Raw genomic sequence first — 15,030 nt, 5'->3', positions numbered from 1 at the left:
CCATGGCGGATGACAAGAAGCTGGCTGACTATCTCAAGTGGGTCACCGCCGACCTGCAGAAGGCACGGCGGCGCATCGCCGAGCTCGAGTCCGGCCGCCACGAGCCGGTCGCCATCGTGGGCATGGCCTGTCGGTTTCCCGGCGGGGTGCGCTCGGCGGACGACCTGTGGCGGTTGGTCGCCGAGGGTCGCGACGCGATCTCGGAGTTCCCCGTCGACCGCGGCTGGGACCTGGACCGGTTGTTCGACACCGATCCGGACACCCCGGGCACCTCGTACACGCGGGAGGGCGGGTTCCTCGACGGGGCCGGTGACTTCGACGCGGAGTTCTTCGGCATCTCGCCGCGGGAGGCGATGTCGATGGATCCGCAGCAGCGGGTGCTGCTGGAGACCGCGTGGGAGGTGTTCGAGCAGGCCGGCATCGACCCGACCCGGTGGCGGGCCGCGGACGTCGGGGTCTTCGTCGGTGCGGTCGAGCAGACCTACCTGGGCCTGTACGGGCCGGCCGAGTTCGAGGGATACCTCATGACCGGGCGGCTGAGCAGCGTGGCGTCCGGACGGGTGTCGTACTCGTTCGGCTTCGAGGGACCGGCGGTCACGGTGGACACGGCGTGTTCGTCGTCGCTCGTGGCGCTGCACCTGGCGGCGCAGTCCGTGCGTACCGGCGAATGCTCCCTCGCCCTGGCCGGCGGGGTCACGATCAGCGCGACCCCCGGCGGGTTCGTCGACTTCTCCCGGCAGCGCGGGCTCGCCCCGGACGGCCGGTGCAAGTCATTCGCCGCCGCCGCCGACGGCACCAGTTGGTCCGAGGGAGTGGGCCTGCTGCTCGTCGAGCGGCTGTCCGAGGCGAAGCGGCGCGGTCACCCGGTGCTGGCGGTGTTGCGCGGCTCGGCGGTCAATCAGGACGGCGCGTCGAACGGGCTGACCGCGCCCAGCGGGCCGTCCCAGGAACGGGTGATCCGCCAGGCCCTCGCCGATGCCCGGCTCGACGCGGCCGACGTGGACGTGGTCGAGGCGCACGGCACCGGCACCCGGCTCGGCGACCCGATCGAGGCGCAGGCGCTGCTGGCCACGTACGGTGCGGCCCACCGACCGGACCATCCGCTGTGGCTTGGCTCGCTGAAGTCCAACATCGGGCACGCGGTCGCCGCGGCCGGGGTGGGCGGCGTGATCAAGATGATCCAGGCGATCCGGCACGGCGTGCTGCCGGCCACCCTGCACGTGGACCGGCCGACCCCGCTCGTCGACTGGTCCGCCGGGGCGATCGAGCTGCTTTCGGAGCAGCGAGTGTGGCCGGCGGTCACGCGGCCGCGGCGGGCCGCGGTCTCCGGCTTCGGAGTGGGCGGCACCAACGCGCACGTGATTCTGGAGCAGGCCCCCGAGCCGGCGGCCGAGCCCGAGGACGCGCCTGCCGCGACGTTGCCGGCGGTGCCGTGGCTGATCTCGGCGCGGACCGAGGACGGCGTGCGGGACCAGGCCGCCCGGCTGGCCGGGTTCGCCGGCCGGGAGCATGCCCCGGCACCGGCGGACATCGCGTTCACACTGGCCACTGCCCGGGCTGCCATGGAGCACCGGGCGGTGGTCGTCGGCGCCGACCGCGAGGAGTTGCTGGCCGGGCTCACCGGCGTGAGCGCCGGACCACGAGTGGTCACCGGCAGCGGCCGGCTGGCGATCCTGTTCACCGGTCAGGGCGCGCAGCGGCAGGGCATGGGCATCCAGCTGTACCAGGCGTTCCCGGCCTATGCCGAGGCGTTCGACGCCGTGTGTGCCCACCTGGACCCGCTGCTGAAGCGGCCGCTGCGGGAGGTGATCGCCACCGGGGAGGGCCTGGACGAGACCGGGTACGCGCAGCCCGCGCTGTTCGCGACGGAGGTGGCCCTGGCCCGCCTGGTCCAGTCCTGGGGCGTGCGGCCGGACTTCCTGGCCGGCCACTCCATCGGCGAGCTGTCCGCCGCCCACCTGGCCGGGGTGCTGTCGACGGCCGATGCCGCGACCGTGGTCGCCGCCCGGGGGCGGCTCATGCAGGCCCTGCCCCCCGGCGGCGCGATGGTCGCGCTGCGGGCCACCGAGGCGGAGGTGTCCGACCTGCTCGCCGGGATCGGCGAACGCGTGAGCATCGCCTCGGTCAACGGGCCGTCGGCGGTCGTCGTCTCCGGAGACGAGGACGCGGTCGCGGAGATCGGCACGGCCGTGCGGTCCTGGGGCCGATCCGCCAAGCGGCTCGTGGTCAGCCACGCGTTCCACTCGCCACGGATGGACCCGATGCTCGACGAGTTCGCTGAGGTCGTGCGCGGGGTGACGCTCAACGCGCCGACCGTCCCGATCGTCTCCACGGTCACCGGTCAGCTGGTCACCGAGGAACAGCTGACCTCGCCGCGGTACTGGATCGACCAGGTGCGCCGACCGGTCCGCTTCGCCGACGCGGTGCGCACCCTCGTCGGGCAGCAGGTGACCGCCGCGCTGGAGGTGGGCCCGGCCGCCGTGCTGTCGGCGCTTGTCGCGGACAACACGCAGGAGCGGACCATCGCGGCCGTGCCGGCCATCCGCACGACGTCGTCCGAGACCCGGGACGTGGTGTCCGCGCTCGGTCGCCTGTGGACCGCAGGGGTCCCGGTGGACTGGTCGGCCTTCTTCGCACCGGCCCGGCCCCGGCGGGTGGCGCTGCCCACGTACGCGTTCCGTCGTCAGCGGTACTGGCTGACCTCCACGCCGGGAGGCACCGCCGACCGGGACGCGGATCAGCACCCCCTGCTCGGGCCGGGTGTCGAGGTCGCCGGACGCGACGAGACGGTCCACACCACCGAGCTGCCCTCCGCGGCCGCGCCGTGGCTCGCCCAGCACGTGGTGCACGGGTCGGCCGTGCTGCCGTCGACGGCGCTGCTGGACCTGGTGCTGCGCGCCGGTGAGCAGGCGGGCTGCGCCGTGGTGGACGAGCTGACCGTACGCCGGCTCACCGTCCTGCCCGAGAAGGGCCGGCTGCGGTTGCAGATCGTCGTCGGTGCGGCCGACGAGGCCGGCCGCCGCCCGGTGACAGTGCACGCCGGTGGCGCCGAGGACCGGCCGGCCTGGGTGGTCTGCGCGAGCGGCACGGTCAGCCCCGACGCCCCGGGGACACCCGCCGGCCCGGGGGAGTGGCCGCCTGCCGACGCCGAGCCGATCGGCGTCGAGGATCTGGCGGTGCGCCGGGCGGCGGCCGGCTTCCGGCCCGGCGCGGCCTTCGGCGGCCTGTCGTGGCTGGGCCGCCACGGTGACGACCTGGTCGCCGAGGTGGCCCTGCCGGCAGGTGTCGAGCCGGACGGGTACGGGCTGCATCCCGCTCTGCTGGACGCCGCCCTGCAACCCTGCGACGCGGGCACGGTCACGCGATGGCGCGGCGTCCGACTGCACGCCAGCGGCGCGGGCGCCGTCCGGGTACGGATCACGCCCGGCCCGGACGGCGATCCGGCGGTGCGCCTCGCCGACACGGTGGGCCGTCCGGTCGCGACGATCGACGCGGTCACCGTCCGGCCGGTCACCGCGGACGAGGTGGACGTCGCCCGGGTACGCCCGTACGACGCGCTGTTCCCGCTCGCCTGGCAACCGCTCGGCCCGACGACGCACGTCCAGCCGCCGTTCTGGGCGGTGTGTACGGCATTCGGTGATCTCCCGGACGTCGACGCGCCGCGGATCCCCACCGTGGAGGCGGCCCCGGCCGCGGACACGCTGCTCGTGCCTGTCGCCTTCCCGCCCGGCGGTGACGTGGCCGCCCGGGCCCGCGACGCGGTGGGGGACGTGCTGACGCTGGTCCGGTCGGCGCCCGCGCAGGCCCGGCTGGTGTTTGTCACCCAAGGGGCGCTGGCGGCGGGCCGCGGCGACCGGGTGCCCGACCTGGTGGCCGCGCCGCTGTGGGGCCTGCTGCGGTCCGCGCAGGCCGAGATGCCCGGGCGGATCGTCCTCGTGGACCTGGACGACGACCCGGCCTCGACGGCGGCGTTGCCCGCCGTTCTCGCCAGCGGTGAACCGCAGGCGGCGGTCCGTGGCGGCACGATACGTGTACCGCGGCTGGCTCGTCTCGCACCGCAGATCCCGGTCGACCCGCCGTGGCGCACCGACGGCACCGTCCTGGTCACCGGTGGCACCGGTGCGCTCGGCGCGGTGTTCGCGCGGCACCTGGTGCGCGCGCACGGCGTGGCGCGGCTGCTGCTGGTCAGCCGCCGGGGCCCGCAGGCGCCCGGTGCGGCCGAGCTGGCCCAGGAGCTCACCGAGCTGGGTGCGCACGTGACGATCCGGGCCGCCGACCTCTCCGACCGCGAGACGACGGCGGCGGTGCTGGCCGAGATCCCGGCCGCGCATCCGCTCACGGCGGTGGTGCACACCGCCGGCATCCGGGCCGACGGCACCATCCCGGCGCTGACGCCGGAACGGGTGGCCGACGTCATGCGGGCCAAGGTCGACGCGGCGTGGCACCTGCACGACCTCACCCGCGAGCGCGACCTGACGGCGTTCGTGCTGTTCTCGTCGGTCGCCGGGGTGCTGGGTGGCGCCGGGCAGGCCAACTACGCCGCGGCCAACACGTTCCTCGACGCCCTCGCCGCCCACCGCGCCGCGCACGGCCTGGCGGCTACCTCGGTCGCGTGGGGTCTGTGGGAGGGGACCGGCGGCATGGGCGCGGAGCTGACCGACAGCGACCTCCAGCGGATCGGACGTACCGGCCTGCTGCCGGTCACCGCGCGGACCGGACCACCGCTGCTGGACGCCGCGCTGGGCACCGGCCGGGCGGTCCTGGTGGCCAGCCCGCTCGACCTGGCGGTCATCGCCGGACGATCGGCGCAGGTGCCGCTGGTGTTCACCGGCCTGACCCGGGGTGCGCCCCGCCGTGCCGCCGGGGTGGCCCCGGCGTCCGAGTCGCTGGCCCGACGGCTGGACGGCCTGCCCGAGCAGCGGCAGCAGGAACTGGTCCTCGCCTTCGTCCGGGCCGAGGTCGCCCACGTGCTCGGCCACCCCGAGCCCGCAGCCATCGGCGGGGACCAGATCTTCACCGAGCTCGGCTTCGACTCCCTGCTCTCCGTCGAGCTGCGCAACCGGCTGGCCGCGGCGACCGACATCCGGCTGTCGCCGTCGGTCGTCTTCGAGCACCTCACGCCGATCGCGTTGGCCAAGTTCCTGACCACCGAGCTGCTCGCCACCGGCGTCCGCGTGCTGCCCACGCGCTCGGCTGTGGACTTCGCCGCCGAGGTGCAACTGGCCGACGACGTCCGACCGGCGGCCGAGGTCAGCCACGTCGCCACCGATCCCCGGGAGATCCTGCTGACCGGGGCCAGCGGATTCCTCGGCGCGTTCCTGCTGCGCGACCTCATGCGCCGCACCACGGCCAGGGTGCACTGCCTGGTTCGCGGTGCCGACCGGGACGAGGCGACGGGACGGCTGCTGGCGAGCCTGGAGTGGTACAGGGTGCGCGACGAGGTCGACCTGGACCGGCTGGTGGTGTCCGTCGGCGACCTCGCGGCACCGTCGCTGGGGCTGACCGACGAGGAGTTCGACGACCTGGCCCGGCGGGTGGATGTGGTGTACCACGCCGGGGCGACGGTGAGCTGGCTGCGGCCGTACACCGAGTTGGCCGCGGCGAACGTCGGTGGCACCCGGGAGGTGCTGCGCCTGGCCGCCCGGCACCGGACCGTGCCGGTGCACTACATCTCGACCACCGGAGTCTTCGCGCAGAACGCCGACGACCTGCCGGTCCGGCCGGACGACCCGACCGGCCCCGCCGAGTCCCTGCGCAACGGGTACCTGCAGAGCAAGTGGGTGTCCGAGCAGGTGATCGGGCTGGCCCGCGAACGCGGCCTGCCGGTGTCGGTCTACCGGGTCGACGTGGTCTGCGGCGACCAGGAGCGCGGCGCGTGCCAGACCCGCGACTTCGTCTGGTTGAGCCTCAAGGGGCTGATCCAGGCCGGCGCGGTGCCCGACCGGATCGCCGGGGCGCTGCACATGGTGCCGGTGGACTACGTCAGCGGCGCGGTGGTGCGGCTCTCCGCCGACCCGGCGGCCGCGGGCCGCACATTCCACCTGTTCAACGAGCAGACGCAGGACTTCGGGGCCTTCGTCGATCACCTCCGGGCGTTCGGGTACCAGCTGCGCGAGCTCGACTGGGACGCGTGGCGGGAGCTCGTCCGCGCCGACGGTGACAACGCGATGACGCCGCTGCTCGACTCGTTCGAGGCGATCATGGGCGGCGACGGCCGGGCCACGTACCCGCCGATGGACGTCACGGACACCGTGCGTGCGCTCGGGGGTGCGCTCGCCTGCCCGCCGATCGACCGTGCCCTGTTCGAGAAGTACGTCGGCTTCTTCGTCGGCGCCGGCTATTTTCCGGCCACAACCAAGGAGTGATCACCGATGGCAAAGACCGACCGGAACCGGGCCGTGGTGCTGGGCGCCAGCATGGCGGGTCTGCTCGCCGCCCGGGTGCTCGCCGACCACTACGCCGACGTGGTCGTGGTGGAGCGTGACGACCTGCGCGACCACGACTGCCGGGGCGATCACGACTGCCCGCGGCGGGGGGTGCCGCAGGGCCGGCACGTGCACGCCCTGCTGGCTCGCGGCCGGCAGGTCATCGAGGCCCTGCTGCCCGGCGTCACCGACGACTGGATCGCGGCCGGCGCGGTGCCGGGCGACGTCACCGGCGACGTCCGCTGGATCATGGACGGTCGCCGGATGCCGAACCCGCACTCGGACATGCTGTTGCTGTCGGCGAGCCGTCCCCTGCTGGAGCAGCGGGTCCGGGCGCGGGTGCGCGCGTTGCCGCAGGTGCGCTTCCTGGAGCGTCACGACGTCACCGGCCTGCGGACCGCCGAGGACGGCCGCACGGTGACCGGCGTCGTGGTGTCGGGTGAGGACGGCGCGCGGGACCTCGCCGCCGACCTGGTGGTGGACGCTACCGGCCGCCGCTCCCGCACCCCCGTCTGGCTCACCGAGCTCGGCTTCCCGGCGGTGCAGGAGGAGAAGCTCAGCATCGGCGTCGGCTACACCACCCAGTACTACCGGCTGCCGCCCGACCGGATGCCCGGCGAGATCTCGATCGACACGGTTGCCTCTCCGGCGCACCCGCGCGGCGCGATCTGCGCGAAGATCGACGGTGGGCGGACGCTGGTGACCGCGTACGGGTTCCTGGGCGACTACCCGCCCACCGACCAGGAGGGCTTCCTCGCCTTCCTCAAGTCGCTGTCCGCGCCGGACACCTACGAGACGGTCCGCGATCTGGAACCGTTGGGTGACCCGGTCGGCTACCGTTTCCCGGCCAACCTCCGCCGCCGGTACGAGCGGCTCACCTCGTTCCCGGACGGGCTGCTCGTGCTCGGCGACGCGGTGTGCAGCTTCAATCCGGTGTACGGCCAGGGCATGACCGTGGCCGCGCTCGGCGCGACCGTGCTGGCCGACCACGTGGCGCGGCCCGGCGCGCCCGACCCGGTGGCGTTCTTCGCCGAGCTGTCCGCTCGGGCCGTCGAGGACGTGTGGGCCATGACGGTCAGTGCTGATCTGGCGTTTCCCCAGGTGGAGGGCGAGCGCACGCCGGAGGTGCTGGCTGAGCAGGAGTTCGTCGAGCGGCTGCTGGAGGCGGCCGTACACGACCACTCGCTGCTTGTCGCGTACGTCCGGGTCATCGGGCTGGTCGATCCGCCGACCGCGCTCGTCGCCCCGGAGATCATGGCGGCCCTGGCCGTGGCCGAGGCCCGCTGATCCATTCGTTTCTTCCATTGATGGGTGAGGCATGAACAAGAAGGCACCTGTTCTCGTTTTGGGCGGCACCGGCAAGACCGGTCGGCGTGTGGCGCGCCAACTCACCGAGAGCGGCTGGACCGCGAGAGTGGCGACCCGGCACAGCCCACAGCGCTTCGACTGGCGCGACGAGAGCACCTGGGCGGCCGCGGTCGACGGCGTCGAGGCGGTCTACGTGGTGGACGAGCAGAGCGGCGACGCGGCCGGGCTGCTCTCGTCGTTCACCAAGGTCGCCGTGCACCGGGGTGTGCGCCGCCTGGTGCTGCTGTCCGCCCGGCTGTTGGAGCAGTGGGCGCACGACCCGTCGATGTTCGGCGCCGAGAACGCCGTGCGGGACTCGGGCGCGGCGTGGACGATCCTGCGGCCGACCTGGTTCGCGCAGAACTTCAGCGAAGACCGGTTCCTGCGCGAGGACGTCGCCGAGGGCGTCGTGGTCCTGCCGGACTGGCAGGGTGTCGAGCCGTTCGTGGACGCCGAGGACATCGCCGCGGTGGCGGTGGCCGCGCTCACCGAGGACGGGCACGACGGGCAGGTGTACGCGCTGTCCGGTCCGCGATTGATGACATTCGGCGACTGCGTCGCCCTCATCGAGGCATCCTCTGGCCGCCGGTTCCGCCGGGTCGCGGCGACCCGCGAGGAGTACGCCGCCCACCTCCTTGGACGGGGGTATTCGCAGGGGTATGCGGATTTCGCGAACGAGATGTTCGACGAGATCCGGGGTGGGCGGACGGCGTATCTGTCGGACGGGGTGCAGCGCGTTCTCGGCCGGGCTCCCCGGGACTTTTCGGAATATGTGGCGAAGACTACGTGGCTGTTCGAATGATCCTTTTACCGCCGATTACTGGACGGTGACCGCCCCGATGCGAATCGCCGGTAGCATACCGATACTGACATATGATCAGAGAAGGAGCGGTGGGCGATGGCCGGCACGACCGACAAGGTGAAACTGGCGAGCGACATCGACGCACATCAAGAGCTTTTTGGCGAGGTCTTCAATTCCGGCGACGCGGACGCGGTCAACGCGATGTACACCGAGGACGCCATCGGGGTGTGGGAGCCGGGCCAGCCGCTGTCGGGGCAGGCACGTCGGGACTACGTCGCGGATTTCCTCCGGACCCGCCGTCCGACCGTCGACGCGACGTTGCGTGAGTCGTTCGTCAGCGGGGACACCGCGATGCTGATCGTCGAGTGGACGATGGACACGATCGGCGAGGACGGTGAGCCGGAGCGTCTCGCCGGCACCGCGGTGGACGTGTTGCGGCGCGGTGTGGACGGCAACTGGCGCTACGTGGTGGACAACCCGTACGCCATTGACGGCCCGCTGGAGGAGAAGAGCGACTGAGCGCTCGGGGCGTCGGTCCGCGGGTCACGGATCGGCGCCCCGGGTGTCACGCGCTGCGTCGCTCGCGGCGCGCGGCACCGAATGTGTGCCGGTGCTCGGTGGGCGTCACGCCGACCCGCTCGGTGAAGTGCCTCCGGAGGTTCGCAGCCGTGCCCAGCCCACTGTGCTCACTGATCCGCTCGATCGGAAGGTCGGTGGTCTCCAGCAGTGTCTGCGCGTGCGCCAGGCGCTTGTGGAGCAGCCACTTCAGTGGCGTCATCCCGGTCGCGGCCTGGAAGCGTCGGAAGAACGCCCGGGTGCTCATTCCGGCCCGGCGGGCCATGATGTCCACGGTCAGCGCCTGGTCGAGGTTCTTCTCCGCCCAGTCCATCACCAGGCCGAGGTTGTCGTTGCCGGAGACCGGGGCCGCCACGTCGACGAACTGCGCCTGGCCACCCGGCCGGTGGGCCGACACCACCATCCGGCGGGCCACCTGGTTGGCCACGTACGCGCCGAGGTCGCGCCGGACCAGGTGCAGGCACAGGTCCAGCCCGGCGGTCATCCCGGCGCTGGTCAGCACGTCACCCTCGTCCACGTACAGCACGGACTCGTCGACAGTCACCTTCGGATAGCGGCGGGCCAGGTCGGCGGTGTTCGACCAGTGCGCGGTGGCCCGGCGGCCGTCGAGCAGGCCGGCCTCGGCGAGAGCGAACGCGCCGGTGCACAGCGACACCATCCGCGCGCCGGCGTCCGCGGCCTGCCGCAGCGCGTCGATGAACTCCTCCGGCAGGGTCTCGCCGCGGGTCACCACGCCGTGCGGCACCGACGGCACGATCACCGTGTCGGCCTTGATCAGGTCGTCGAGCCCGTGGGTGGTGCGCACGGAGAAGCCGCTGGCGGCCTGCGTCGGCTCGCCCGTCGCGCACATCATCAGCTCGTACCACGGGTCGGCGAGGTCGAGCTGCGGATCACCGAACACTGCGTACGCGATCGCCGTCTCGTACACCTCGCAGACCTGCATGTCGGTGTCGTTCACGACCGATATCGCCACGGAGCCAGGAGTCATGTCGTTCAGGTTACGGCAGAAACCTTACGAAAATCGGCACTCCTGTTACTGTCGCGCGTCGGCCGGGCGGTGCAATTGTCTTGGTGACGGACCACCATGTACAGAACGGGAGTGTTCTATGTCGAACCCCAATGCGGCCCAGGCACCGGTTACGGTCATCGGTCTGGGACTGATGGGCCAGGCATTGGCCGCGGCATTTGTTAAGCAGGGGCACCCCACCACGGTGTGGAACCGCACCTCCGCAAAGGCCGAGCAACTGGTCGCCGATGGTGCGGTCCTGGCCGAATCCGCGGAGAGCGCGGTCGCCGCGAGTCCGCTGGTGATCATCTGCGTCTCGGATTACGACGCCGTGCACGGCGTCCTCGACCCGCACGCCGGTGCGCTCGCGGGCAAGGTCCTGGTGAACCTGTCGACGGGGACGTCGGCGCAGGCCCGGGAGACCGCCGAGTGGGCGGCGCAGCGCGATGCGCGGTACCTCGACGGCGCGATCATGGCCATCCCGCCGGTCATCGGCACCGACGGCGCGGTCCTGCTCTACAGCGGCCCGAAGGACACGTTCGAGGAGCACGCCGCGACGCTGGGTGCCCTGGGCGCGGCCGGCACCACCTACCTCGACGCCGACCACGGCCTCTCGGCGCTGCACGACATGGCCCTGCTCGGCCTGATGTGGGGCATCCTCAACGGCTTCCTGCACGGCACCGCCCTGCTGGGCACGGCGGGGGTCAAGGCCACCACGTTCGCCCCGCTGGCCAACCAGATGATCAAGGAGGTCACCGAGTACGTGACCGCCTACGCTCCGCAGGTCGACGAGGGCAAGTACACCGCCACCGACGCCACCCTGACCGTGCACCAGGACGCGCTGGAGCACCTGGCGCACGAGAGCGAGGCGGTGGGGATCAGCGCCGAGCTGCCGCGGTTCTTCAAGCAGTTGGTCGACCGCGCGGCCGCCGAGGGCCGGGCCGACGAGAGCTACGCGGCCCTGGTCGAGGTGTTCCGCAGGGGGGCCTCCGCCTGACGCGTGTCGTCCACCACTGACCGACTTCCGGAGCGCACGGCGACGTCGCCGTGCGCTCCGACAGGGGAGCTCGCCTTTCTGATCAGCACATCGATCCCGGAAGGGTGTCTAGAAGTCGCATGCGCTTTCGCATCTTGGGTCCTCTCGCCGTGGATAATTCCCCGAATATCGTGTCACTGGGAGGCATAAAGCAGCGCGCGGCGCTCGGCTGCCTGCTGCTGCACGCGAACCAGGTCGTCGCGTCCAGCACGCTGCTGGGCGCGTTGTGGTCCGACGAGGACCGTCCCGCCTCCGCGCGCAAGATCCTGCACAACGCGGTGTGGCGGCTGCGCGGCACGTTGCCGCCGCCCGACGGCAACGGCCTGCCCCGGCTCGACACCCGCGAGCCCGGGTACGTCCTGGAGACCGACCCGGCCGACGTCGACCTGCCGCGCTTCCAGCACGCCGTGACCGAGGGTCGCCGCCTACTCGCCGCAGGGGACGCGGGCGAGGCCGCCGACCTGCTCGGCGGAGCGCTGCGGCTGTGGCGCGGCCCGGTCCTGGCCGACCTCGTCGAGCAGGGACTGCACTGGCCGGAGCTGGCGCGCGTGAACGCCGCCCGGCTCGACACGCAGGAGGACTGGTTCGACGCCGAGCTGCGCTGCGGGCGGCACCACGCCATCCTCGGCGAGTTGCAGGCATTCGTCGACGGTGCCCCCCTGCGGGAGCGGGCGGGCGGCCAGCTGATGCTGGCCCTCTACCGCTGCGGCCGGCAGGCCGAGGCACTGGACGTGTACGCCGCCCTGCGCGGCCGGCTGGAACAGCTCGGCCTGGAGCCCGACCCGGGGCTGCGGCAGTTGCAGTACGCCATCCTCAACCACGACCGTTCACTGGAGCCACCACCCACACCACCGGTGACCATTCGGCTGCCCGAGCCCCGCAACGTCCGCCTGGAGCGCATGGTGACGGCGGGCGCGGTCGGTCGGCACGGCGGGAGCCGCAACGTGGGCAACTGCCGCACCACGCCGCCGCCGGCCCACGCCCAGATCCCGGCGCAGCGCAGCGCGGCCCGTCGCCCGGTCAGCCTGCTGCTGGCCCGGGTCGTGCCGGCCGAGGCGGCCACCAGCGAACGGCTGGACGAGATCCTGGCTACCACTGCCGCGGGCGTCGCCGCCGAGGTCGCCGGTGCCGGCGGGGTGGTGGCGGCCTCGCTCGGCGCGACGACGCTTGCCGTCTTCGGCCGGGCCGAGGGCGGCCCCGACGACGCCGAACGCGCCATCCGGGCCGCGGCCGCGGTGCGTGAACGCTTCGGTCCAGCCGCCGTGCAGGCGGCGATCGCCACAGGTCCCCTGCACCTGCCCGACCCGGACGCGGTTCCGCACGCGATCACCGGCGTGCTCGTGGACGACGTGCAGCGCCTGCTCGTGGACACCGAGGCCGGAGAGATTCGACTGTGTGAGGCGACCCGCCGGGCGACCGAGGACACCGTCGTCGCCAGTCCGGTGCTCGGCCCGGACAGCTGCTGGCGGGTCCGTTCGATGCCGGTTGTCGGCGGCCTGCCGTCCTGGCAGGTGCACAGCGGGGAAGGACGCGACTGATGAGACGATGGACCTACCTGGCCGGCGCGATCGTCACCGAGACGTGCGCGACGCTGGCCATGCGCGCGTCCAGCGACCACGCCGCCTGGATCGTGGTGGTGGTCGCCGGGTACGCGCTCGCCTTCGCCTTCCTGGCATTGGTACTGCGTGCCGGGATGGCGATCGGGGTGGCGTACGGCGTCTGGGCCGCCTGCGGCGTCGTGGCCACCGCGGTGCTGGCCGTCCCGTTGTTCGGCGACCCGCTGACCTGGGTGATGGGTCTCGGCTTCGCGGTCATCGTGGCGGGGGTCCTCTTGATCGAGCTCGGTTCGCACACCCCGACGGCATCGGCCGCCGACGAGGCGGTCCCGGAGGCCGTTCGATGACGAGCTTGCTGTACCTGTTCGCGGCCATCGCCTCGGAGATCGTCGCCACGATGTCACTGCGCGCCTCCGATGGCCTGCGACGCAAGATCTGGCTGCCGCTGATCGTCACCGCGTACCTGGGCTCGTTCGTCCTGTTCGCGCTCACGCTGCGGCACGGCATGGCGGTCGGCGTGGCGTACGGCATCTGGGCCGCCACGGGCATCGCGCTCACCGCGGTCGTTGCCCGCATCCTGTTCAAGGACGTCCTCACCACCCGAATGCTGGCCGGCATCGGCCTGGTCGCGATCGGCGTGCTCATCGTCGAGCTGGGCGCGCACGCCGTCCAACCCACGCAGTGACGGGAGCCTCGGCGGTGACCGAGGCTCTCCCGGCGAACTGAGCCCGAATCCCGGTGCTGCCACCCGGGCTCCACCTGCGCCGTCGGCAGGCTGATCGCCACCCGGGCGACGCCCGCGGCCGCGCCCCAGGGGGCGAACACCGACGCGCCGCTGGACACCTCGTCGATCGCCATCCAGCAGGGCGGCCGTCCGCCCGCTCTTGCCCAACCCGGTCTCGGCCTTCGGCACGGAGATGACGCTGCTCCGACCTGCGGTGCGGGCCGCCGGGGAGTCGGCGACCGAGGCCCGCACCATCGAGTGCGGCGCTGCGGCGATCCCGGCCGGGTAGCAGGAGGTCGCTCCGCCACCGGATCCGCATGCGAAGATCACGCTCGACGTCGCCCAGGCGATCGCGTCGCAGCCGGTGTCGTCACCCGCGGGGGGTCACGCCGTCGAACGCCGCCGGCTTCGGCGAGGAGTTCCACCGCGCCGGCACGGACGTGTCGTTCGGCCGGTCCGGCGCGGTGGGCGGCGCCGCCGGAATGCTCGCGAGCATCCAGAACCGGAAAGCGGGAGACCCCAGTACGCCGCGCCGACCCCAGCATCGGCCCCAGGGAAGCGGCGCTGACCCCAGGTTCACCCCCGGCCTCGGCGGCGGGCTCTGTCCGCCCCGATCGCGCGTTCCTACCCTGACGTGAGACCTGACTCTCGCCGTCGAGGAGGAGCTGGTGACCACGCTATCGGCCGGACACACGAGTATCGGTGTCGCCGTCCTGGACCTGCGCGTCCTCGATGCGCCGGACGACGTCATCGCGGATCTTAAACAATCGGTTTACCGGCACAAAATAGTGGTCCTGCGGAACCAGAAGCTCTCGCCCGCCGACTTCATCGCGTTCGGCCGGCGGCTCGGGGAGGTGGAAACCTACTACGAGCCGATGTACCACCACCCCGAGCACCCCGAGATCTTCGTCTCCTCCAACGTGAAGGCGGAGGGCAGGCAGGTCGGCGTCCCCAAGACCGGCAACTTCTGGCACCACGACTATTCGTTCATGCCACGCCCGTTCGGCCTCACCCTGATCTACCCGCAGGTCATCCCGCAGGGGCGGCGCGGCACCCTCTTCATCGACATGGAGAAGGCGTACGCGCGACTGCCCGCCGGGCTGCGCGCCGAGATCGCGGGCACGCGCGTGGTGAACAGCGTGCGGCGGTACTTCAAGGTCCGGCCCTCCGACGTCTACCGGCCGATCTCCGAGGTCCTCGCGGAGATCGAGGAGAAGACCCCGGCGGTCACCCACCCCACCGTGTTCCCGCATCCGGTCACCGGCGACGACGTCCTCTACATCAGCGAGGCGGTCAGCCACCAGGTGCTGGACGCCGGCGGTCAGCCGCTGCGCGACAGCCTGCTCCCCGAGCTGTTCGAGGCCGTCGGGCAGGCCGACACCACCTTCACGCATCCCGGCATCCACCTGCAGACGTTCGACCCGGGCGACCTGCTCATCTGGGACAACCGCAGCCTGGTGCACCGCGCTCTGCACACCCCGCAGCCGGAGCCGACCGTCTCGTTCCGCGTGACGGTGCACGACGAGTACGACTTCTATCCCGGCATCGGGCAGTAACC

The 15,030-nt window shown here is 72.5% G+C and carries 10 protein-coding genes; 9 read left to right on the top strand and 1 reads right to left on the bottom strand.

Annotated elements, in window-relative coordinates:
- Positions 1-2: 2 nt before the first annotated feature.
- The 4 genes from ACGFIW_RS24780 to ACGFIW_RS24765 all read left to right on the top strand — a co-directional run bounded on the left by ACGFIW_RS24780 (position 3) and on the right by ACGFIW_RS24765 (position 9,093).
- Positions 3-6,365: a thioester reductase domain-containing protein gene (locus ACGFIW_RS24780; protein WP_393320057.1), complete on the top strand. Its 6,363-nt coding sequence runs from the start codon at positions 3-5 to the stop codon at positions 6,363-6,365.
- Positions 6,366-6,371: 6 nt separating this feature from the next.
- On the top strand, positions 6,372-7,712 hold the full coding sequence (locus ACGFIW_RS24775) for an NAD(P)/FAD-dependent oxidoreductase (protein WP_393320054.1): 1,341 nt from the start codon (positions 6,372-6,374) through the stop codon (positions 7,710-7,712).
- Between the two features lie 31 nt (positions 7,713-7,743).
- Positions 7,744-8,574, top strand: coding sequence for an NAD(P)H-binding protein (locus tag ACGFIW_RS24770; protein WP_393320052.1), 831 nt, complete (start codon positions 7,744-7,746; stop codon positions 8,572-8,574).
- Positions 8,575-8,670: 96 nt separating this feature from the next.
- Complete coding sequence (locus tag ACGFIW_RS24765) at positions 8,671-9,093, top strand: YybH family protein (RefSeq protein WP_393320049.1); 423 nt, start codon at positions 8,671-8,673, stop codon at positions 9,091-9,093.
- 46 nt (positions 9,094-9,139) lie between these two features.
- Here ACGFIW_RS24765 and ACGFIW_RS24760 read toward each other — a convergent pair whose 3' ends face one another.
- Positions 9,140-10,138 carry a GlxA family transcriptional regulator gene (locus ACGFIW_RS24760; RefSeq protein WP_393320046.1) on the bottom strand — a complete coding sequence of 333 codons (999 nt, stop codon included), beginning with the start codon at positions 10,136-10,138 and terminating at the stop codon, positions 9,140-9,142.
- 118 nt (positions 10,139-10,256) lie between these two features.
- Between ACGFIW_RS24760 and ACGFIW_RS24755 the strand changes: the two genes are divergently transcribed.
- The 5 genes from ACGFIW_RS24755 (at position 10,257) to ACGFIW_RS24735 (ending at position 15,028) form a co-directional block, all read left to right on the top strand.
- Entirely contained in the window at positions 10,257-11,153 is an 897-nt protein-coding gene (locus tag ACGFIW_RS24755) for an NAD(P)-dependent oxidoreductase (RefSeq protein ID WP_393320043.1), read from the top strand.
- 170 nt (positions 11,154-11,323) lie between these two features.
- Positions 11,324-12,730, top strand: coding sequence for a BTAD domain-containing putative transcriptional regulator (locus ACGFIW_RS24750; RefSeq protein ID WP_393320041.1), 1,407 nt, complete (start codon positions 11,324-11,326; stop codon positions 12,728-12,730).
- Positions 12,730-13,095 (top strand): DMT family transporter, encoded by a 366-nt coding sequence (locus ACGFIW_RS24745; RefSeq protein ID WP_393320039.1) that lies wholly within the window; start codon positions 12,730-12,732, stop codon positions 13,093-13,095. The genes ACGFIW_RS24750 and ACGFIW_RS24745 overlap by 1 nt, the downstream gene beginning before the upstream one ends.
- Positions 13,092-13,433, top strand: coding sequence for a DMT family transporter (locus ACGFIW_RS24740; RefSeq protein WP_393320037.1), 342 nt, complete (start codon positions 13,092-13,094; stop codon positions 13,431-13,433). Before ACGFIW_RS24745 ends, ACGFIW_RS24740 begins: the two co-directional genes overlap by 4 nt.
- A 707-nt stretch (positions 13,434-14,140) precedes the next feature.
- Entirely contained in the window at positions 14,141-15,028 is an 888-nt protein-coding gene (locus ACGFIW_RS24735; protein WP_393320035.1) for a TauD/TfdA dioxygenase family protein, read from the top strand.
- Positions 15,029-15,030: the final 2 nt, after the last annotated feature.

Origin of the sequence: Micromonospora sp. NPDC048935 (assembly GCF_043197875.1) — a bacterium.
Taxonomy (GTDB): Bacteria; Actinomycetota; Actinomycetes; order Mycobacteriales; family Micromonosporaceae; genus Micromonospora.
This window is presented reverse-complemented; position numbering and strand designations above follow the sequence as displayed.